Source organism: Terriglobia bacterium, from assembly GCA_020072565.1.
In the GTDB taxonomy this organism is placed as follows: Bacteria; Acidobacteriota; UBA6911; order UBA6911; family UBA6911; genus JAFNAG01.
In genome coordinates this window covers 1-19,713 of sequence record JAIQGI010000054.1, presented here as the reverse complement: position 1 = coordinate 19,713, position 19,713 = coordinate 1, and the positions used below count along the sequence as shown (strand labels likewise).

Below are 19,713 nucleotides of genomic sequence, written 5' to 3'. Positions count from 1 at the left end.
AAGCATGTGCGGTCTAATAAGCGCTTGCAGCCGATGGCGCCGCCCGTCAAGAATAGGAGGTGCCGCAGCTTAAGCGCATGCCGTTAGGTTGGCAAAGGACACCTCAACCATGGCAAGAGCCGCTCCGCAAGCGATTCAGCGCCGATGTCGCGTCACCGGCGCTTCTTACGCCCACGGCAGTTTCTCCCACATAGTGCACCTCTACCTTCATGCGCCCGTCCGATGGGAGAATCGAGTATTCCCTTTCCTGTTCCAGTCGTTGCCCGATCTGTTTCGATGGTTCGGTGGACTTCTCGCCGAGTTCTCTGTGCACACGGCTGCGGCACTCCGAGCCGGGCCGTTTCTTGCGACCCTCCAGGAGTACGAACAGAAGTGGCTCAAGTTCGGCGTGACTCTCCTGAACAGTGGATTCCCCAATGAGGCCGGAGAGGTCTTCCTGCGCTGGTACCAGTTCGTAAGGGAAGCTGAGGTCGCCCAAGTTGCTCAGCCAACTCGGTTTCTGAAAGGCACAGTTCTTTGGTGGATCGGGCGCTCGCGCCAAGCCCTACGCCGCGATGACGAGGCACGCAATTGGTTTCTCCTCGCGATGATCGAGGATGTGCGCACGGACGCATCAACTTGGCAGAATCTACCTGCAAGGGACTCGCTCGTAAACGGTCAGCAGATGGCTGCCGTCGTCGTCGACGGTCTTGGTCGTGAGGCAGCTCGAATGTGCGCGGCTAGTTCCTGGTCTCCAGCTGAGCCAGAGTCCATATGGCTCGCCCTGCTCCCTCACAAGAGGCGGTTCACGCGTGCCCCGCTCCTCTTCTTGAAGGGACTTGCCGCAAGTATGGCTGCCAGACTTGGGTCTCCCGGACAAACGGCCAAGCAGAAAGGGGATGCGCTCGAAGCCTTGATAACCTACCTGTTTGCCGCAGAGCGAGGTTTCGAGGTTCTTGGCCCGAGCAAAGCACCAGACGCCCAGAACGACATCCTCGTCAGAAACGGCCATGATGACGCGGCGATTGCGGCCGTCGGTGACTATCTACTTGTCGAGTGCAAGAACTGGGGCAAGAAGGTCCGCGCGCCGACCGTCCGTGAAATGGCTGGTCGCCTTCAAGCGGCTGCGGTGAAGACTGGCGTGCTAGTTTCGAGCAAAGGGATCTCAGGGTCCACACCGAGAACGAAGAGAAGCGGCGCATGCTTGGCGATCAGCAAGGAGTATCTTCAGGATCGCACCGCGATCCTAGTACTGAGCCAAAAGGAAATCCATGAACTGGTCGCGGGCAACGAGTCGCTAGCTTCATTGCTCTTGTTGGCGTTCGAAGACGTGAGGTTCGACCGTGTGTGACGGCACTCTATCATGGCCAGAAAAAGATCGCGTTTATGCCAAACTCCCTATCAGCAACATTTGTTAACCATGCCGCCGATGTCTTGGGTGGATCGAACTGCGGTCTGAGTGCTCAAGAGATCGTTAGGGCATGTCGCGCGTACGCGACTGAATACGCTGTCGACATTCCTCACCCGACATTTCCGTATGAAGCAGTCAATATAAGGACGGCTTTGGCTGAGAACATAATGCCGTTTCAAGAACCTCAGCGTTACCAAATCATCAAAGAACTGTGCGACCACCCAACGATCGCGCAGCGAAATCGGGCTGGCATACAGAAAGTTTAGCTGCTGCTAATCACGCGGTATAGCCATCTTGCTCCCGACGCGATAGGAGCTGAAGTAAATAAAGCATTGATCGAACAGACTCGTCACTGGCTCGATCCGTTTCCAGGGGCGCTTGAACTTTACAATGACGCGTTGGCGAAACACAAACACGGAGTCTTCCAAAGAAATGTCCTCGACGACTTGCGTTTGTCGCTAGAAAAGGCCATTCAGGATCTACTCGGCAATAGCCGCTCCCTGGAAAACCAGATTCCGGCGGTGGGAGAATTCGTGAAGGCACGGGGTGGTTCTCCGGAATTCACCAATATGTTTGTAAAGCTGATCGAATATTACACGAAGTATCAGAATACGTATGTGAAGCAGGACGATGCGGTTGTGGAAGAAGAAGTTGAGTTCGTAATCGAACTTACATCGTCATTCGTGAAACACTTGGTTCGGTTATCGCAGCACGGGGCCGTCTAACACGGCGCGGCAGCCATCGAGCGGCCCGCCTGGTGGCAGCTTGGCGGAACATTAATCTCTCGCCGCTAGCGGCTGAGCGCCAAGGCCGTTGGAAGCGGGAATCACAGGGCCGGAGAAAACTTCATGACACAGCGACAAGGCGAGAAAACGAGGCAGATTGCTGAGACGCTGCGCGGAAGGTTGCGCAACAATCCTGGGCGCTATGGGGACATCGATGTGCGTTATGACCATGGCGATTCCACGGATGTTGACGTCTGCCAGCCCACCTCTTATATGGGTCGCCGGTATGGCGCGGATGCGACTCTCTCCGGAGTGGACATCGTGCTCCTCAAGAAGGGTAATGTGTTCGTAGTGGTGGAGGTAGAAGAATCTTCGGTGCGACCCAAGATTATACTTGGCGACATATTCGGTACGATACTGGCGAGGAGAATCCACGTTCAGGGAAGGTCTTACCCGATTCATGACGCGACTATGATCGTCGCCCTAACCGTCAGCAGGAGGGGGCAGCAGGTTCGGAAATACAGCCGGTTGGAGCGACTACTCACGAAGTTTGTTTCAGACTTGCGTAGCTCGCCAGTTCGCAGAAGCATCAGGAAAGTGCGGATCATAGTGAGTGACGTCTCGGATCTCGTGAGGCGAGTCGAACGCCTGGTACGACTGGAAGCAGGCAAGTCAGTCAAAAAGATCGGCAGAGGCCCCCTTACTAAAAGGCCGCAGCCGGCGAGCGGCGCGGGTGCGGCGGGTTGATTCGGCGGGACATTTGCGCCGCTAGCTGCTGAGCGGCATGGCGCTAGACATTGCGGAGGCACCGTGGATACCGTGCGCTGTGGTCAGTGCAAGAGACCGCTGAGCGAGTCGCCGCAGACTCCAGCGAGCTCACGCGTTCCGTGCCCAACATGCGGGTCGACCTCGCGCCTGTTCGAGCAGGGCCTTGCCGCAACGGTAACACCCCGAGGCTCGCTAGGCTTAAAGGCCACGGAGGCTGGTCGCCGCAAACCCTTTTTAGAGCAGCTCAGCGGCGCGTCCTACTTTCGCGACGCGAAGAAGTGGGTGGAGCGACTCATGCGTATTGACCGCCGCAAGGATCTCTACCAGGAGATTGTGACTGACCCTGAGACAGGCGCGATCATCCACAAGTGTGAGGAGCCGCTCCGCGAGCACGAGGGACATGGAGATGCTCGAAAGAAAAAGGACGTCTAACTCTTGTAAGGCCCACCCCTGTCAATAAACAGAGTTTTCCCGATCGTTCACCTAAGGGCAACATTTCTCAATCGCTTCCTTCTCACGCTCTGTCGACCGCATTTCTCGAATCAATCAAGCGGTTGCCCGAAATCAAACAGCGCATCCAAACAATCGAGCAATACGTCGAGGCGTTTGATCGACTAGCGAGACAGGTAGTCGCGGAAATAGTTGCAGCGCAGCAGGAAGCGCATACGAAGTAAAGCGGTTGGTGTGTCGTGGCGAAGATCGAAATTGAGGAATGGGAGCGGCAGCCGTTTGAGTCGGTGCGGGCGTATTCGTACTTCTGCCTGTACCGAGACACGGACCAATTGGAACGGTCGGTCAAGAAAGTCGCGGAGAAGGTCGGGCGGTCTGCCCGGATGATGTGGGATCTCAGTTCCAAATGGGATTGGCTGAAGCGTGCCGAGGCGTACGACCTCCACATGCAGCGATTGAAGCAGGCTGCGCAGGAAAGAGCCCGCATCGAAATGGCGGAGCGCCAGGCCAAAGAAGGCGTGACGCTCCAAAACATCGCGATGGGCGGAGTAAAGAACCTGCTTGACCAGACCGGCCAAGTCAGGAAGGACGTTGAGATTACGCCAAGCGTGATTGCGCGGTTGCTTGAGGTTGGCGTGAAGATCGAGCGTTTGGCCAGGGGCGAGCCGACGGACAACGTGGCTGCGGATCATTCGGGTGAGGTGAAAGTGGTAAGGCTGCCGGCACCTGTTGAGGATGACGACGAGTGGGCCAAGCGAAGCCAAGAGGAATATGAGCGCCGGCGCAATCAAAGAAGTGACGATTTGGGAGCCACAGCCGGGGCCTCAAGCCTGGCTCATTAGCTGCAGGATTCCCGATGTCTTCTTGGGCGGGGGACGCGGGGGCGGCAAGACAGACAGCCTGCTGGGCGATTGGCTCAATCACGTGATCCAACATGGGTCAGCCGCAAACGGCATCCTCTTCAGGAAAAGGTACAAGCAGTTTGAAGAAATCATCCGACGGGCGAAGGAGATATACCTGCCGCTCGGGGTGACGTGGAAGACATCGCCGCCGACTTTCACCTGGCCGCATGAGGCACAGTTGAAGCTCAGGCATCTCGAGCGCGACGTTGACGCCGAGGAATACCAGGGCCATTCGTACACGTGGGCCGGGTTCGATGAGGTCACGAACTGGGCGAGCCCATACGCGATCGACAAGATCAAGGCGACCCTTCGCAGTGCGAAGGGCGTCAAGACGATGCTCCGGTGTACGGGAAATCCGGGCGGACCTGGGCATTCCTGGGTGAAAGGACGGTACGTGGATCCGGCACCGCCGATGGTTCCGCACGTCCAGAAGATCAGACTGCTTGACGGCTCGACTGCCATCAGAAAGCGCGTCTATATCCCGGCACTGCTCGAAGACAACCGGAAGCTGCTGGATGCAGACCCGGAGTACTGGCAGCGAGTTGTGGAGTCGGTATCAGGAAACGAGGCACTGCTCAAAGCCTGGCGCTGGGGCATCTGGGACATCGTTGCCGGAGGAATGTTGGACGACCTCTGGCGGCCAGACGTTCATTTGGTCCAGCCTTTTACGGTTCCCAAGACGTGGTATGTTGACCGTTCGTTTGACTGGGGCAGCGCGAAACCGTTCAGTGTCGGCTGGTGGGCCGAGAGCGACGGCACACAAGCGCCGAACGGAAAGGTGTACCCTCGGGGAACGCTGTTTCGAATCTCCGAGTACTACGGCTGCTCTGGGAATCCAAACGAAGGTTTGAAGCTGACGGCGCCCGAGATTGCACGGCGCATTCGTGAAAGGGAAAGCATCCTTCTCAAAACCCTGGTGCAGGGCAATACGATCCGACCGGGGCCGGCTGACCCATCAATCTTCAGCAAGGAGAACGGCAACTGTGTAGCCGAGGACATGGCGGCAGTTGGCATCCGCTGGGACAATCGCACGGACAACAGCCGCAAACCGGGCTGGCAAGAACTCAGAAAGCGGCTCAAAGCGTGCCTGGATCGACCGATGGAATCGCCGGGCATGTTTGTATTCGATACTTGCCGAGATTTCATTCGCACCGTTCCGGTATTGCCCAGGGACGAGCGCGATCCTGACGACATCAACGACGAGTCTGAAGACCACATCGCAGATGAGACGCGCTATCGGGCGATGCACCGCAAGGCAACGATCAAGGTTGGCAAAATCACGGGATTCTGAGGTCTTTTTTCGAGGGGCGCGATTCCATGGGCGTTACGACGAAGCATCCGCAGTATTCCGAGAACGAAGGCAAGTGGCAGAAATGCCGGGATGCTTTCGATGGCAGCGAGGCGGTCAAGGCGAGGGGCGAGACATACCTTCCGAAGCTGGGTGGCCAGAATAGCGACGATTACGATGCATACACGGACCGGGCGCTGTATTACAACGCGACCGCCCGGACGATTCAAGGCTGGCTGGGCTGTGTGTTTCGGAAGGACCCACAGATCGCTGTCCCGGAGACGATTCAGCAGCAACTCCAGGATGTAACTCTGACCGGCATTCCGATTGAGGCGCTCGCGAAGACGGCGCTTCAAGAAGTCCTTACGGTCGGGCGCTATGGCATTCTGGTTGACATGCCCACTGAGGATTCGTCAGAGCGGCGTCCGTATCTGATTCCATTCAAGGCGGAACAGATCGTCAATTGGCAGACTGCCCGCCGGCAGGGGGACGTAGTCCTGTCAATGGTCGTGCTGAGGGAATCAGAGGCAGAGCCTCAGCCAGAAGATCCATTCGAGATCAAAAACGTGGAGCAGTATCGGGTGCTTACGCTTGAAGGCGATACGCTCAATACGTACACGGTCAGGGTGTGGCGGCAGATCGACAAGAACGACCCAGATTCCTGGTCTCCAGTAGCGGAATGCGTACCCAAGCTGAAGGGTCAGCCGCTGGATTTTGTCCCATTTTGCTTCATTGGACCGAACACAATCCTGCCGGATGTAGAAAAGTCGCCGAGCGAAGACCTGGTCGACGTGAACCTGTCCCACTATCGTAGCTCGGCGGATCTGGAGCACGGACGGCATTACACGGCACTGCCAACGGTATGGGTGGCTGGGTTTCCAACCGAGGGAACGGAACTACGGATCGGCAGCCAGACAGCGTGGATTACCGACCGCACGGATGCAAAGGCCGGCATCCTCGAATTCACAGGTCAGGGTCTCGGGGCATTAGAGAAGGCTCTTTCGCAAAAAGAGGCGATGATGGCCGCGCTGGGCGCCCGGCTGTTGGAAGATCCGAAGCGCGCGGCGGAAGCCGCCGAGGCAATACGGCTCAGATTGGGTGGCGAGCAGGTTGCGCTGACGACAATTGCGAACACGGCCGGTCTGGCGCTTACGATCGTGCTTCAATGGTTTGCCGATTGGGCTGGCGTGTCGGGAGACGTGACTGTCCGGCTGAACACCGAGTTCTTTGAACAGACGATGGACCCGGCTATGTTGCGCGAGCTTGTTACTGTCTGGCAGGGCGGCGCGATTGCCAAAGCGACCCTGTACCACAACATGGAGCGCAGTGGGCTCACGAGGCCCGGTGTGGACTTTGAGCAGGAGCAAGCCGAAGTCCAGGCGGGAACCGTACTGTAGACAATAAGAAGCCACTTGGCAATTCGTGCTGGAACAAGGGGCTGGATTGGGTCTGGCACCTTCCGTTTAAGGGCACAAGGAGTAATTGAGGGTCTGTCCTCAGCTGCAGTCATCCCTTGTGGCGAGGAACGGATTCTCTATCCTCCGCTCGGTTACTCCGAGCGTAGCGTGCGCAAAGGGTCTACACGGGCGGCGCGGGCTGCCGGCACTAGGCAGGCAAGCGCGGCCACAAACATCCAGGCCGCGATAGCAATGGCGAATGTTGTCCCATCCGTGGGCTTTACTTCGGTCAGAAGACTGGCTAGGTAGCGGGTCAAGCCCCAGGCACCTACGGCGCCGAGAAAGATCCCGATACCGGCAAGAACAAGGCCCTGCCGCAGAACGAGCCAGACGACTTGCATCCGGTGCGCTCCAAGGGCAAGCCGGATTCCTATTTCCCTGACCCGCAATCCGGCTGTGTAGCTGAGGACGCCATAGGTGCCGATGAGAGCCAGCAAGAGAGCGAGAGCGGCCAAGGTGCCCAGGAGTGCTGCATTGAACCGCGGGTAGGAGACTGAGGAGTCGAGCAATTCCTCCATGCTCTGTACAGTGATGATCAGGAGTTGCCTGTCGTCTCCGCGCAGCGCTTGTTTCAGTATTGGTGCCTTCTCCATTGGAGCATCGGTGTGAATAACGAAACTGAGCGTCGCGGAGCCGGCCTGAGCGAGCGGGAGATATAATTCTGGGCGCGCAGCCGACGAATTCCCGAACATACGCGCGTCGTGCGCTACGCCGATCAGGGAGAATTCCACGTTTCGGCCGTCGCCAACATCCACTGTAATCCTACGGTCGAGAACTGCGCGCTCATTGGTTTGGAAGAAACGCCGTACAAACGCTTGGTTCACGACAGCCACGCCTGGCGCGTGGCTGGCATCGTTCTCATTGAACTCCCTTCCGGCTGCCAGGGGTATCTCCAACAAGCGAAGGAAACCAGGCGTAATCACCCTGCAAAACACCAATGTGCCCACGCTGGTTCCCGCGACCTTTTGCCCATCGATTGTGATGTCAGCGAGCCAGGTGGACCCTGAAAACGGCAGATCCGAGGCTGCACCCACACCGAGCACTCCCGGCAGCGCGCGCAAGCGGTCCAATGCCGAGGAGACGAACGCCAGCTTCTGTGACGCAGACGGATAGCGGTTCGAACCAAGTCGAACATCCAACACCAATTTGTCGCGCGGATTGAATCCAGGGTTGGCAGGCCGCAAGCGCAAAAACGTCTCGATCAGGAGTCCTGCGCCGATAAGCAAAACGAGAGCTATCGAAATCTCGGCAACAACCAGCACGCCGCGAAGGGTCCTCCTCCGACGCGTATCTGTCAGTCCCAGGCTCGTCTCGCGCAGCGTCGCCTGCAAACTGGACCTTCCCCCCTGAAATGTGGGTACAAGACCGAAAGCTAAGGCGGCAAGAAACGCGAGCGAAGCTGCAAAAACAAGTACAGGGAGATTTACGCCTGCCTGCTCGATGCGTGGCACACGATATGGCAGCAGGAGCGTCATGATATCCAGAAACCATTTCGATGCGGCCAGCCCGATTCCAGCGCCCAACGCGGCAAGCAACAGGGCTTCGGTGCTCAGTTGGCGAAACAGCCGGCTCCGGCTTGCACCGAGTGCCCTTCGTATCGAGATTTCCATATTGCGAGCTGTAGTGCGGGCCAGCATAAGATTCGCAACATTGGCGCACGCAATCAGATACACAAAGCCGACGGCGACGGCTAAAACAAGAAGCACGGTGCGCGTGTCGCCAACTAGCATGTCAAGCAACGGTACAACCTGAATCGGAGTATGGCCCTTGGGAATGCGGCCGGGAGGAGCCAAATTCATGGATAAAGCCAGAGCCTCGCTGCGTGCCGATTCGGCATCCGTTCCCGATCGAAGCCGCGCCAAGGCATAGACGCCGCGAGCCCGGCTGCCGGCACGCAGGGGCAGCCAGAAATCGCGATCAGGAAAAGGTAGAGGGGTACGCGCAGGCATCACACCGATTACCGCACAACTCCTGCCGTCGAGATTCACACGCTGGCCGGCGATATTGGGGCTTCCGCCCAACTTGCTGCGCCAAAACCTTTCGCTGACGATCACTGAGGCGTCCGCGTCGGGCAGGAAATCGTCCGGGGCGAACCAGCGTCCTGCCACCGGCCTTACGCCGAGTAGCGGCAGGAAATCCACCGAGACGTCGGCCGTCGCTACGCGCGCCGGTTCGTCCTCGCCGATCCATTGGGCGGGTCCAATCGATACCGCCGCAAAGCGATCATAGCTGTGGCTTGCCTGCTTCCATTGTTCGAAATTCGCCGTTGTCAGTGCGAAACCATATATGAACACCAGTCGATCCTGATCGGGGAACGGTAATGGGCTGAGCAGAACGGCATCAAGCGCGCTGAACACTGCGGTGTTGGCACCAATTCCGAGCGCCAGGGTCGCGACAACGACGGCGGTGAAGCCCCGGGAGCGCCCCAACTGGCGAAATCCGTAGTGCAGGTCTTGGGCGAGATCACACAAGAGTCGGATACCAATCGCATCACGACACTCCTCCTTGGTCTGCTCTATGCCGCCGATCGCGACCAGAGCCTGCCGCCTTGCCTCGTCTCTACTCATTCCCGCGCGCACATTGTCCTCGGCCAGTTGGTCGACATGGAATTGCAGTTCTTGGTCGATCTCAGACTCGAGCTTTCTCTTAAACAGGCCCGCGATGGCAGCCTTCAACGATCTGAGTTTCGATGTCATATCAACTCCTGTCTCATGGCGGATCGAGTGGCACCTGATTTCAGAATGCGATCCATCGTACGAAGTCCCAAAGAGAAAATTGGGATTCGCCACCGCGCCATGCTACGTGCCCTGAAGTACCTTATAAATGACGGACGCCATGCGATCCCAGCATTCAGCTTCCCGCTGCAGCTGCTTTTTCCCGGCCTTCGTTACCGAGTAATATTTGGCCTTGCGATTGTTCTCGGTCACTCCCCACTTCGAGGTGACCCATCCGCGCCTCCCAAGACGCAGCAACGCAGGGTAAAGTGAGCCCTGGTTCACTTGGAGGAAGTCATGCGATGCCTGCTGAAGGCGGCGCGCAATCGCATAGCCGTGCATCGGACCGATGCTGTCGAGGGTTTTGAGCACGAGAAGGTCAAGCGTACCCTGAAGCAGGTCGGACCTCTGTGAGCCCATACTGTACCTCCATTAGAATGTCTGATGGAAGATAATGACACTCCATTAGAATGTCAAGTGGATTCCAATTGGCTGGGAATCAAGACAAGCGCCGAATCGAGGGATCACCAAGGTTAACGTTTCTAAGACCACTATTGGGCAGAGAGCTTTGGACGATCCATTCGACATTGCGCTCATACAGGTGCCAAATGCCAATCCATAACATTCAGGGCATTCAGCGCATCGCGAAAAAGATGGAGCCCGAGATTGCCAGAGCCTTCCTGCAGACGATTCAGCAGATCAAGGACGCGACGGCGATCTCCAGAATCGAAGCGGCGATTCGCCGGCGGGATATGGCGGGAGTGCTGAATGCGATCCCGCTCCAAGAGTTCGAGAAGCGGTTTCAGGCCGATATTGCCGGCACTATTCGCGATGTGGCAGAGGGGGGAGCCGAGGTTGCAGCACTGCCTGGCGGGATCACGGCATCGCTAAATGTGACGAACCCGGAGGTTTTCGACTTCATCCGCGAGGCGACGCTGAATCCGATCCTGAAGATCCGGGCTGAGAGCGAGAACGCGATCCGGGATGCGCTGTTCAAGGCGTTTTCCGAAGGGGTGCATCCATATGACATGGCGCGGCAGATCCGGGACATTGTCGGGCTGACCGCGAACCAGTGGGAGACCGTTGACCGATACCGGCAGTATTTCGAGGACCTTGCCGGACGCGGAGCTGCCGATTTGAGTAAGACGGCGCTTTACAAGATCGGGCGCGGCGGGATGGCCCGGTCAGCGAATGTCATCGCGCGGCAGGGATTAACGCAGAACCGAATTGACAAGCTGGTTGCGAATTACAGGGATCGGCTGATCCGCGAGCGAGCCCAAGGGATTGCCAGGACGCTCACGATTGACGCTTCGAATGCCGGCCAGGGGGCACTCTGGAGTCAGGCTGTCAGCGACGGCCTGCTTCGGCTTGAGGGATGGGAAGTCTGCTGGATCGTGGCGCATGACGACCGGCTGTGTCCGCGTTGCCGGGCGATGGAGACTATGCGGCGGGACATCAACGGCATCTATCCAAACGGAGTTGCCCGACCGACCTTGCATCCAAACTGCCGATGCAGCGAAGGACTGGTCAGGAAGGTGCGTGGACTCAGGTTGTCCATCATGAAGAAGGTCGCGTAGAGATTTCTGATTGAAACTGCGAACGCCCCATCGGACGGGTTCCGGTGGGCGGCACATGAGGAACAGAAACGCCCGAGATTTGACCGGGTGCCAGACTTCGGGCGTTTCCATTTTAGGAGAATGTTGCGGATGGCTTTGAAGGCGATCCTCTCAAAGGAGGAACATGACGCACTGCCGGAGGCATTGCGTGAGTATTACGTCGAGAAGGACGGGAAGTTCGTACTCGACGCAGAAGGGGTTGAGGATGTTAGTGGCCTCAAGAATGCCTTGACGGCAGTTCGGGACGAGCTGAAGACCGCCAAGAAGCAGTTGCAGGAAACCATCGACAAGTTTAAGGACATCGACCCCGACAAGGCGAAAGAGGCCCAGAAGAAGCTCCAGGAGCTCGAGGATAAACAGCTGCTCGATGCCGGGAAGGTGGAGGATCTGCTGAAGCTCCGGACCGAGCGGATGAAGGCCGATTATGAGAATCAGATCGTCGCTTTCAACAAAACGATCCTCGACCTGAAGAAGGATCTGAAGACCGCCAACCAGACCATGGCCGAGGTGCTGATCGACAACTCGATTCGCGCCGCGGCTATGAAAGCTGGCGTTCTGGAGCATGCCGTAGAGGATGTGGTGCTGCGCGGTCAGAAGACCTGGACGTTGAAGGACAAGACCCCGACAGCGATGAAGGGCGACCAGGTGATTTACGGCAAGGATCCGAACAAGCCGATCTCGATCGATGAGTGGGTGAACGGCTTGCAGCAGGATGCGCCGCACCTCTTCAAGATGTCCGCAGGAGCGGGGACACCGCCGAGCTCGGGTGGCACGAGCAACGCCAAAGTGGTTCGACTGAGCCGCGAGGAGGCGAAAGACCCACAGAAGTACCGCAATGCGAAGGCGCAGGCCGAAAAGGCCGGGCTGCCGTTCGAGATCGCAGATTAGTCTTTCAAGCAAGAGAGTGACAATCCACTGAAGGCCCGCACGTTGCGGGCCTTCATCGTTTCAATCGCTTCACAGATACGGCCGCGCTTCTGGAAACCGAGGACCGGGATGGTCCTGGTGATGAAGCACCGGGGATCGGTGTGCCGTGAAGAGAAGCACATCACATTCGAGGAGCAAGTAGCAATGGGTAACGTTCTTTCCGTATACGATCCCCTGTTTTACGCCCAGGAAGGCTTGATCGCCCTGGAAAAGGCCCTGGGGATGGCCGGCCGTGTCTATCGCGGCTATGACAAAAGCCCTCAGCAGAAGGGTTCTGTTATTTCCATTTCCATCCCGAGCACGTTCGCCGCTCAGGACGCTCCGTCCACCGCACAGGACATCAAGACGGGCGAGGTGCAGATCGCTTTGAACTTCTGGCGTGAAGTGAAGTTCGCTTTGACCGACAAGGAGTTGACCTTCACGACCGAGAAGATCATCAACGATCACATCCGGCCCGCGGCTTACGCGCTGGCGGACGACATCGATCAGAAGTTGGCCGCGCTGTACAAGCTATTCCCGTTCTATGTGGTCGCGACTGGACCGGCTGCCGTTGCCGATATCACTGCGTCTAGGACGGTGCTCTTCAACAACAAGGTGCCGATGGACGACCTGCACATGATGCTCAACGGGACGCTGGAGGGCGAGTTCTTGAACTTGGCTGCGTTTTCTCAGGCATCCGGCGCCGGTGATGCCGGCGTTCAGACCCAGATGCGCGGGACCCTGGGCCAGAAGTTCGGGTTCGAGGTGTTCGCGAACCAGAACGTCAATACCCACACCGGCGGTGCTTGTGCCGATCCCGATGGCGCGATTGCCAATGCCCCTGGATATGCTGCAGGCACGAAGACCATCAACGTAGACGGTCTGACCGCCGCCGGCACGGTCAAGGTTGGCGATGTCTTGGAGATCACGGGTCACACCCAGAAGTATGTGATAACCGAGGATGCGACCGCCAATGCCGGTGCGATTACGTTGAAGATTGAGCCCGGTTTGCAGTTGGCCGTTACCAATGCACAAGTGGTGAAGGTCATCGTGGGCAACTTCAGCGAGAGTATCGGTTTCCACCGCAATGCGATTGCGCTCGCGATGGCTCCGTTGACCGAGGCCGGCAACAACCTGGGCGCGCGCATTTCCACGATCACCGACCCGATTACCGGCTTGGCGCTCCGTTCCCGAATCTGGTACGAAGGCGACGACAGCACGATCAAGGTCGCGCTCGATGTCCTGTATGGGATGAAGGTGCTCAATTGCAACATGGGCGTTCGTCTGCGCGACGCCGCGTAGTTTATCTGCTGTTGATGGTGGGGTTGCTCCGTGCGGCCCCACTTTCATTTTAGGAGGCTCATGGCCCTGATAGAGATTGTGAACTGGAAGAAGCCCGGCGAGTTTCTATTGCTGGACGAGAGGGACATTGGGAAGGACCCGCGCTATGTGCGCTGGGAGGACCGCGACAAGAAACCCGGGACTGCCAAAGAACCAGAGCAGGCTGAAGAAGAGCCGGCAAAGGACGGCCAACGGCCAGAGACCCCGCCGATTCCTGGGCTTGAGGGGGCGGTGGAGTCCATTGCCAGAAAAACAGCCAAAGCAGCAGCAAGGGCAGCGAAAAAACGGAAAGGGGCAAACCTGAGTGAAGGCGATCAAACCGACATCAAACCCGAGAATGAACATGGCGGTGAAGCTCTCCCGCACGACGAGAATCAGGATGCATCTGGCAAGACTCTTGATCCGTCTGGCCTATAAAGTCGGCGGCATCGAGGTTGAACCGAATCCGACCAGGCAAGACAAGCGCCGCATAAAGCGTGGCGCCAAGGTGATCAGCACCTACTGAGGTGAGACGTGGCGATCCCGGAAATTAAAGCGACTCCTGGCGGGTCGGACTCAAACTCGTACTGTTCGCTTGATGAGGCGAATGCCTATCACGAGACCCGGCTGCATACGAACGATTGGGATGCAGCGACGCCCGAGACAAAGACCAAGGCGTTACTTTGGGCGGCCCGGCTGCTCGACAGGCAGATCGCGTGGGAAGGCTACCCGACCGACCCAGAAAATCAGGCGCTTCAGTGGCCTCGCATCGGCATGTACGACGGCGATCCGATAGACAGCGGCCTTTATGACGGAGTTGGCCGCCTTCTCTCTGACAGCGAGATCCCCCAGGCGCTGAAGGACGCGCAGGCGGAGCTCGCGATGTACCTGATTGCAAATGATCGGACTGCCGAGCTATCGACCGAGGGCTTGGGCGACGTTTCCGTTGGTCCGGTCAAGGTCGGCTTTAACCAAAACAATTCTCCGAAGCGCCGCGTCATTCCCGAGGCCGTGTACGAGATGATCTCCCTCTGGGGAGAGCGCAAGTACGGGTCAAGCGGCATGATCAATCTGGTGCGAGCCTGACGATGAACTCAAAACTCATCCATGATTTTGTAGCTACGGCGAAGCGGACCGTCCAGGGTTTGCTCGCCACCGTGCAGCATCAGACCCTCAAAGGAAGATCGGGGTACGGGAAGCCTGAGTACAACGATCCCGTGGCCAGGAAGGCGCTGATTGTCAATCGTGAGCGGCGCCGAAGACTGGCGGATGGCACCGAGCTTGTCAGCCGCACCCAGATCATCATCCCGGAAAACGTGACGGTCAAACCAACGGACGTATTCACCTTGCCTGATGGCTCACGGCTTCCCATTGTCGATGTTCAGGCGACTCTCGATAGCGATGGGCAACCATATGCTGTTGAGGTTTGGTTCGGAGAGAGACGTGATTGAGTTCAAAGGCGAGTTTGTCGGCCTGACTCAGGCCATCACTGGCCTGCAGAAGCTCGAGCGCGGGCAGGCCGAGGCGGTAGCGCGCGGCGCCTATGGCTGGTACGAAGAGGTAATGACTCAGTCGAAAAAGGAATGTCCGGTTGATACGGGAGCCTTGAAATCAACGGGGCACGTCCAGAAGCCGGTCATTGCGGGCAGCGTGGTCACCATCGTCGGAGGGTACGGCGGCCCGGCGGGGAGCGGGACCCACGTCGGGATTCACTCAGGAAGACAGCCGCCGGAGCAGGTGGGATATGCAGAACATGTCCACGAAAACCTTGCGGCCAAGCATCCGTCCGGAAAGGCGAAGTTTCTCGAAGACCCGATCAACGAGGCATGGCCGAAACTCGATGGCACGATAGCAGAAGAGATCGAGATCGAAGTTCAGAAAAACTTCCCAAGGTAAGAGAGACCACCAATGCTGCTTGATGACATCTGTGGGTATCTGGCCGAAAACGATTACGGCACAGAGGGCGAAGACTTGTTCAAATCGGATCTTCCAGAGATGCCGGATGCGGCAATTGCAGTTTTTGAATATCGCGGTCAGGCGCCGATCAGAACGTCCGGGGGGGTCGCGGCGGAGCAGCCCAGATTCCAGATCGAGGTCCGGGATTCAGACTACGAGGCCGGCCGTCTGAAGATCGAAGGGATCAAGCAACTACTCGACGGCCTGGCGGACCAAACCTTGAACGATACGCGCTACGTATGGATCGCCGCGCTGGATGAGCCGTTTGTGTTGCGGCGGGACGAGCAGGGCCGCACGGTCTTTGCCTGCAACTTCGAGGTCTTAAAGGAACGCACCACATTATGACGAGAGGTCACACGAGTCTGACAGCGGCACATCTACGAGCGCTCGAAGCCTCGGCGGAGGCGGCCGCTGCCTCTGCGCAAGCCCTGGTGGCCGAGATTCACTCGCTTCGGGCCGCCCTGAAACACCAACAGGAGGAAGATCCGGGGATTGAACTGCCAAAGGTATGCCCCAAGTGCGGGTCGAAGCCTGAGTTTCACGTTCCAACGTCGGACGGCAGAGAGGCATGCAGGTCTTGCGGGACTATTTTCTAGGAGGGCGGGATGACAGCGATTGTCAACATCATCAAGGACCGCAAGGTGTACCTGGGCGGCGTGGACCTGAGTGGAGACGAGAACGAGGTAAACCTCACTCTGGAATTTGACATGAAGGAATGCACCACGTTCCCGGATAGTGCGCATGTCAACGCTCCGGGGCTGTCCAAGGTGACATTGAATCAGAAGGGATTCGTCAGCTTCGGCGAGGGGCTTGTGGATGAGACGCTGGCGGCGCGGCTGGGCAAGGCCGGCGTTCCCGTTTCTGTAACGCAGAAGGGCGGCCTGGCGGGAGAGATCGCCTACTTCACGAAGGCGTGGGGTTCGAGCTATGCGCCGCGTATGGCCGTGGGAGAATTGCCGAGCTTTGACTTCAATATGAGCCAGGCGGGCGGCGCAGTGATTCGCGGCACGATTCTCATGGCGAAGGCAACGCTCGCCGATGGCGCGCATCAAGGAACGGCATATAACCTCGGGGCGGTTCCTGCTGGATCGAAGATGTATGCTGCCCTGCATGTCTTTGACGGCAGTGCGAGCGGTTCCATTCAGATTGACGGCGCCGACAAGATCACGTTTGAGCAGACAGCAGGCCCGGGATCGCTTTACAGGGTAGTAGACGGCCCTATTGCCGGCGCTCAATGGCGTGCAGTCATAACGGCAGTCGGTCCGAGCACGGTGTTCGTGGTGGCTGGTATCGCATAGAACGGTGAGGAGTGGACCATTAACGAGGCCTGGAGAGATCCGGGCTTTTTTCATTTTTGGAGGAGTTTCCAATGACCGCTGTGGTCGAAGTCATCAAAGATCCGTTCCTCAGTGTGGACGGGAATGACATCTCCGATCAGGTATCGGAGATCCAGCTCAACTTCGCCCTCGATGAGATCGAGTCGACGGCGAGCGGCGACAGCTGCCACGTCTATGTGCCTGGCCTGGAGAAGCCCACGGCGAGCGCGAAGATGTTCAAGAATTACGGCGCAGGCAGCGTGGACGAACTTTTGTGGAATACCCGCGGCCAACTCGTTCCGTTCATCATGCGGCGCAAACGTGCAGTCAAAGCCGTAGATAACCCGGAGTTTTCCTTCTCAGGCTTCATGGGCCAGATCCCGTTGATTTCCGGTGCGGTCGGCACTGCCGAGGAGCTGACGATCAACATCGGCATCAACACGCCGATTACGAGAAGCACGAACTAAGGGAACGCTACTGATATTTCAGGAGGTTGGGCTCGGAGGCGAAGGACCTTTACTTTTGGTTTTGGTTTTGAGTGACGATCTTGATTGCTATAACCGACGTGTTTACCTGCCCGCTTACCAAATATTGCTCAATCGGGGCGCCCTGCGTCGAGTTTGGAAAGACACGCATCATCCTAAGGACGATGGTCGGCGCACTGCCGGCTGGCAGAAACTGCTTAATTTGTGCCACCTGAGTTTTTGCCAAGTCAGAACTTGGGCTGTTGGGATATCCATTTAGAAACTGCGTTAGCGCTTGAAGGCTTGTCCTGGTCGCACCTAGCTTCGTCTCCTCGGTCAGGGAAGAATCCATCAGTTCACGATAGATAACCGTCGTGTCTATTTGCGCGGCTTCTGCAAGTTCTTGCAGGTTCGGGTCGTTAGGGAAGAAGAGCAAGTAATTCCTGAAATCATCCAATGCAAGGAGGAGGTTTTCGTCTCCGCCCTCTCTATAATGGCTAAGCGCGATCGCCCAATAACCCAGAGGTTCCGCTTTATCGCCAGAATAAGCTCGAACGAGAGTTTGGAAGGAAAGCCTGGCTTCGCCATATTTGCCGCTTCGCAAATAAGCCAACCCAGTTTCGAACAGCTCACGGGCTTGGGGTGAAGACTCGTCCAAAAGCCGCTGCCAGAACGGCATCAAAATCGAAGTCGCGTTGGGATCATGGGTGCGCTGGTTTGGGGCGGTTCTCCGGAGAATGGTCCAGGGTGCACCGGACAGAACGTCATGTGACTCCGAGCTCGACGAGAGGGCAGATACCCTGCTCAAAGTTGAGCTTGCGGCTAATGGTGACTTTGCGGCTGATGCTGACCTTGTGGTGATGGTGCTCTTGCGGGAGGCCCAGAGGCTGATGGGACTATTGGAGATGCCGGGAAGAAGAATGAAAGAAGCAGTGGCGACCAGGCCCAGGATGAGGAGAACAATACGTGTTCTCAAAGTCACGGTGTGGCTCTCCCTTGATAATTGCACCCCTTCTTCTTACGGCAGGCAGTCCACGCCAGTTGCATTTTAAATCGCACCCCGCGGGGGATGGCATTGAACGGCGGGCAGGCTCATGCCCGGCGCAGGCTGTTTTAGTTTCAGCACTTGCAACCAGAAATGGGTTCGGGGAGATCCTCCGGGCTTTTGATCTTAGGAGTTTCACGTGGGAAACGTCGCAGTTATCAAGCAGGATGGAGTGTTCTACGAGCTTTCGGGAGACGAGGTGATCTTCCCGCTGCAGTTTGAGCAGGGCGGCCAGGATGTTATGGGCTACTTCGCCATGGACGCGCAGACCGGCGCGCATGAGGTCAAGGCATTCCTTGACGACCTGATGCCCAAGACCAAGGCCTCCGACATGCCGGATGAAACAGAACTGGAAGCCGGTGATGATGTCGGCGTGAGGGCATTTGTCACGAAGCACTTCCGCGGCATCCAGGGCATTGAGGGCGAGGCCACAAAGGAAGAGATGCTCGCCTGGCTGGATGCCAATCCGCAGATCAAAGCCCGCGTCTATACGGAAGGCTACGGCAATCTGATAGTGGCTGGTGAGGAGGGCACGGGCAAGTTGAAGCTGGTGCTCGGAAGCGTAGAGCAGGAAGTGAAGGCAAAACGGCCGCTTTATGTGCCGGAACTTGACGCCGTGACGGCCATACCGGTGAGTTTCAAGCACCGCCGGGTTACGGAAGAAGATCGGATCCGCCACAAGCGCGCCGGCAAACAAGTCACGAAGGGCCGCCGGCAAATCGTGCGCATCAACTGGGACACGATTGAACAGCTCGCGGACTCGCTGCTCACAGGCCTGGGCGGCTACCTGATCGGCGATCAACCTTGTACGGAAGCCAACAAGAATGCATGGCTTCCCAAGCTGCAACTGAGCGACAAGCTGTTCTTCATTAACCGCGTCTTCAGCCGCGTGGCAGTAAAAAACGGCTAGTCGCGAAGGTTCTCGGTAAGAGCCTTCGCGGCTATCGGCTGTTGCGCGATGATGCCAAGTGCGGGCGGGAGGAGTGTTTTGCCGACCTCTTCCCGCTCCTCGGCGACCCGAAAGCCCAGGATGAAATCCGGCACGAAACTCCGCACCTCCGTCATTGCGGTCTGCTCAAAAAAGACCCTCGGTGCTGCCTGCAGTGTGGTCTGAAAGAGAACCCGTATCCGAAGAGGGACGTTGAAGCGGTGTTTGAGGCGACCAAGAATGTCGAGTTGGTGCGCGACGCCTTGGATCTCCATTCAAACTGGGAGATCGGGCTTCTGCCAAAAGTGGACCTTTTCGACCTTTCTCCTGATCAGATAACGGCGCTGGAATCCGTGCAGTATGAGCGGCAAGTCCATGTGGCCGAACTTCAAGCCAACATAATCGCCGCGCGGCTCGCAGCGGTCTTTATCAGGTGATCCATGCCGGGTTCCACCATCCAATTCACGC

General features: G+C 57.7%; 23 protein-coding genes. 19 read left to right on the top strand and 4 right to left on the bottom strand.

Features of this window, described 5'->3' with window-relative positions; genetic code table 11:
- The first annotated feature begins 109 nt into the window (after window positions 1-109).
- The 7 genes from LAP85_24335 (at window position 110) to LAP85_24305 (ending at window position 6,920) form a co-directional block, all read left to right on the top strand.
- A complete protein-coding gene (locus LAP85_24335; protein MBZ5499540.1) occupies window positions 110-1,330 on the top strand; it encodes a restriction endonuclease in 1,221 nt (406 codons plus the stop codon).
- A 392-nt stretch (window positions 1,331-1,722) separates the two neighbouring features.
- On the top strand, window positions 1,723-2,115 hold the full coding sequence (locus LAP85_24330; protein ID MBZ5499539.1) for a hypothetical protein: 393 nt from the start codon (window positions 1,723-1,725) through the stop codon (window positions 2,113-2,115).
- Window positions 2,116-2,238: 123 nt separating this feature from the next.
- Window positions 2,239-2,862, top strand: coding sequence for a hypothetical protein (locus LAP85_24325; protein MBZ5499538.1), 624 nt, complete (start codon window positions 2,239-2,241; stop codon window positions 2,860-2,862).
- 315 nt (window positions 2,863-3,177) lie between these two features.
- Window positions 3,178-3,315 carry a hypothetical protein gene (locus LAP85_24320; GenBank protein ID MBZ5499537.1) on the top strand — a complete coding sequence of 46 codons (138 nt, stop codon included), beginning with the start codon at window positions 3,178-3,180 and terminating at the stop codon, window positions 3,313-3,315.
- 257 nt (window positions 3,316-3,572) lie between these two features.
- Window positions 3,573-4,175 carry a hypothetical protein gene (locus LAP85_24315; protein MBZ5499536.1) on the top strand — a complete coding sequence of 201 codons (603 nt, stop codon included), beginning with the start codon at window positions 3,573-3,575 and terminating at the stop codon, window positions 4,173-4,175.
- A complete protein-coding gene (locus LAP85_24310) occupies window positions 4,105-5,526 on the top strand; it encodes a terminase family protein (GenBank protein ID MBZ5499535.1) in 1,422 nt (473 codons plus the stop codon). Before LAP85_24315 ends, LAP85_24310 begins: the two co-directional genes overlap by 71 nt.
- A 26-nt stretch (window positions 5,527-5,552) precedes the next feature.
- Window positions 5,553-6,920 carry a DUF4055 domain-containing protein gene (locus tag LAP85_24305; protein ID MBZ5499534.1) on the top strand — a complete coding sequence of 456 codons (1,368 nt, stop codon included), beginning with the start codon at window positions 5,553-5,555 and terminating at the stop codon, window positions 6,918-6,920.
- 152 nt (window positions 6,921-7,072) lie between these two features.
- On the opposite strand, the gene LAP85_24300 is transcribed toward LAP85_24305, so the two are convergent.
- Window positions 7,073-9,676, bottom strand: a complete 2,604-nt coding sequence (locus tag LAP85_24300; GenBank protein ID MBZ5499533.1) for an ABC transporter permease — start codon at window positions 9,674-9,676, stop codon at window positions 7,073-7,075.
- A 102-nt stretch (window positions 9,677-9,778) separates the two neighbouring features.
- Window positions 9,779-10,114, bottom strand: coding sequence for a PadR family transcriptional regulator (locus LAP85_24295; protein MBZ5499532.1), 336 nt, complete (start codon window positions 10,112-10,114; stop codon window positions 9,779-9,781).
- Window positions 10,115-10,302: 188 nt separating this feature from the next.
- Here LAP85_24295 and LAP85_24290 point away from each other — a divergent pair, with 188 nt between their 5' ends.
- The 10 genes from LAP85_24290 (at window position 10,303) to LAP85_24245 (ending at window position 17,275) form a co-directional block, all read left to right on the top strand.
- Complete coding sequence (locus LAP85_24290) at window positions 10,303-11,271, top strand: hypothetical protein (protein MBZ5499531.1); 969 nt, start codon at window positions 10,303-10,305, stop codon at window positions 11,269-11,271.
- Window positions 11,272-11,400: 129 nt separating this feature from the next.
- Window positions 11,401-12,198 carry a hypothetical protein gene (locus LAP85_24285; GenBank protein ID MBZ5499530.1) on the top strand — a complete coding sequence of 266 codons (798 nt, stop codon included), beginning with the start codon at window positions 11,401-11,403 and terminating at the stop codon, window positions 12,196-12,198.
- Between the two features lie 120 nt (window positions 12,199-12,318).
- Entirely contained in the window at window positions 12,319-13,518 is a 1,200-nt protein-coding gene (locus LAP85_24280; protein MBZ5499529.1) for a hypothetical protein, read from the top strand.
- A gap of 60 nt (window positions 13,519-13,578) precedes the next feature.
- Window positions 13,579-13,974: a hypothetical protein gene (locus tag LAP85_24275; protein MBZ5499528.1), complete on the top strand. Its 396-nt coding sequence runs from the start codon at window positions 13,579-13,581 to the stop codon at window positions 13,972-13,974.
- A 96-nt stretch (window positions 13,975-14,070) separates the two neighbouring features.
- A complete protein-coding gene (locus LAP85_24270; GenBank protein MBZ5499527.1) occupies window positions 14,071-14,622 on the top strand; it encodes a hypothetical protein in 552 nt (183 codons plus the stop codon).
- A 2-nt stretch (window positions 14,623-14,624) separates the two neighbouring features.
- Entirely contained in the window at window positions 14,625-14,987 is a 363-nt protein-coding gene (locus LAP85_24265) for a hypothetical protein (GenBank protein MBZ5499526.1), read from the top strand.
- Entirely contained in the window at window positions 14,980-15,432 is a 453-nt protein-coding gene (locus tag LAP85_24260) for a hypothetical protein (GenBank protein MBZ5499525.1), read from the top strand. The genes LAP85_24265 and LAP85_24260 overlap by 8 nt, the downstream gene beginning before the upstream one ends.
- Window positions 15,433-15,444: 12 nt before the next feature.
- On the top strand, window positions 15,445-15,837 hold the full coding sequence (locus tag LAP85_24255; GenBank protein MBZ5499524.1) for a minor capsid protein: 393 nt from the start codon (window positions 15,445-15,447) through the stop codon (window positions 15,835-15,837).
- Between the two features lie 260 nt (window positions 15,838-16,097).
- Window positions 16,098-16,790 carry a hypothetical protein gene (locus LAP85_24250; GenBank protein MBZ5499523.1) on the top strand — a complete coding sequence of 231 codons (693 nt, stop codon included), beginning with the start codon at window positions 16,098-16,100 and terminating at the stop codon, window positions 16,788-16,790.
- Between the two features lie 71 nt (window positions 16,791-16,861).
- Complete coding sequence (locus LAP85_24245) at window positions 16,862-17,275, top strand: hypothetical protein (protein ID MBZ5499522.1); 414 nt, start codon at window positions 16,862-16,864, stop codon at window positions 17,273-17,275.
- Between the two features lie 49 nt (window positions 17,276-17,324).
- On the opposite strand, the gene bamD is transcribed toward LAP85_24245, so the two are convergent.
- The gene (gene bamD, locus LAP85_24240) at window positions 17,325-18,254 is read right to left on the bottom strand and encodes an outer membrane protein assembly factor BamD (GenBank protein ID MBZ5499521.1); all 930 of its coding nucleotides are present in this window, start codon (window positions 18,252-18,254) and stop codon (window positions 17,325-17,327) included.
- Window positions 18,255-18,456: 202 nt separating this feature from the next.
- Between bamD and LAP85_24235 the strand changes: the two genes are divergently transcribed.
- Window positions 18,457-19,227, top strand: coding sequence for a hypothetical protein (locus LAP85_24235; GenBank protein MBZ5499520.1), 771 nt, complete (start codon window positions 18,457-18,459; stop codon window positions 19,225-19,227).
- On the opposite strand, the gene LAP85_24230 is transcribed toward LAP85_24235, so the two are convergent.
- The gene (locus LAP85_24230) at window positions 19,224-19,382 is read right to left on the bottom strand and encodes a hypothetical protein (protein MBZ5499519.1); all 159 of its coding nucleotides are present in this window, start codon (window positions 19,380-19,382) and stop codon (window positions 19,224-19,226) included. The two genes, LAP85_24235 and LAP85_24230, sit on opposite strands and share 4 nt — an antisense overlap.
- Before the next feature lie 84 nt (window positions 19,383-19,466).
- Between LAP85_24230 and LAP85_24225 the strand changes: the two genes are divergently transcribed.
- Window positions 19,467-19,682, top strand: coding sequence for a hypothetical protein (locus tag LAP85_24225; GenBank protein ID MBZ5499518.1), 216 nt, complete (start codon window positions 19,467-19,469; stop codon window positions 19,680-19,682).
- Window positions 19,683-19,713 lie beyond the last annotated feature (31 nt).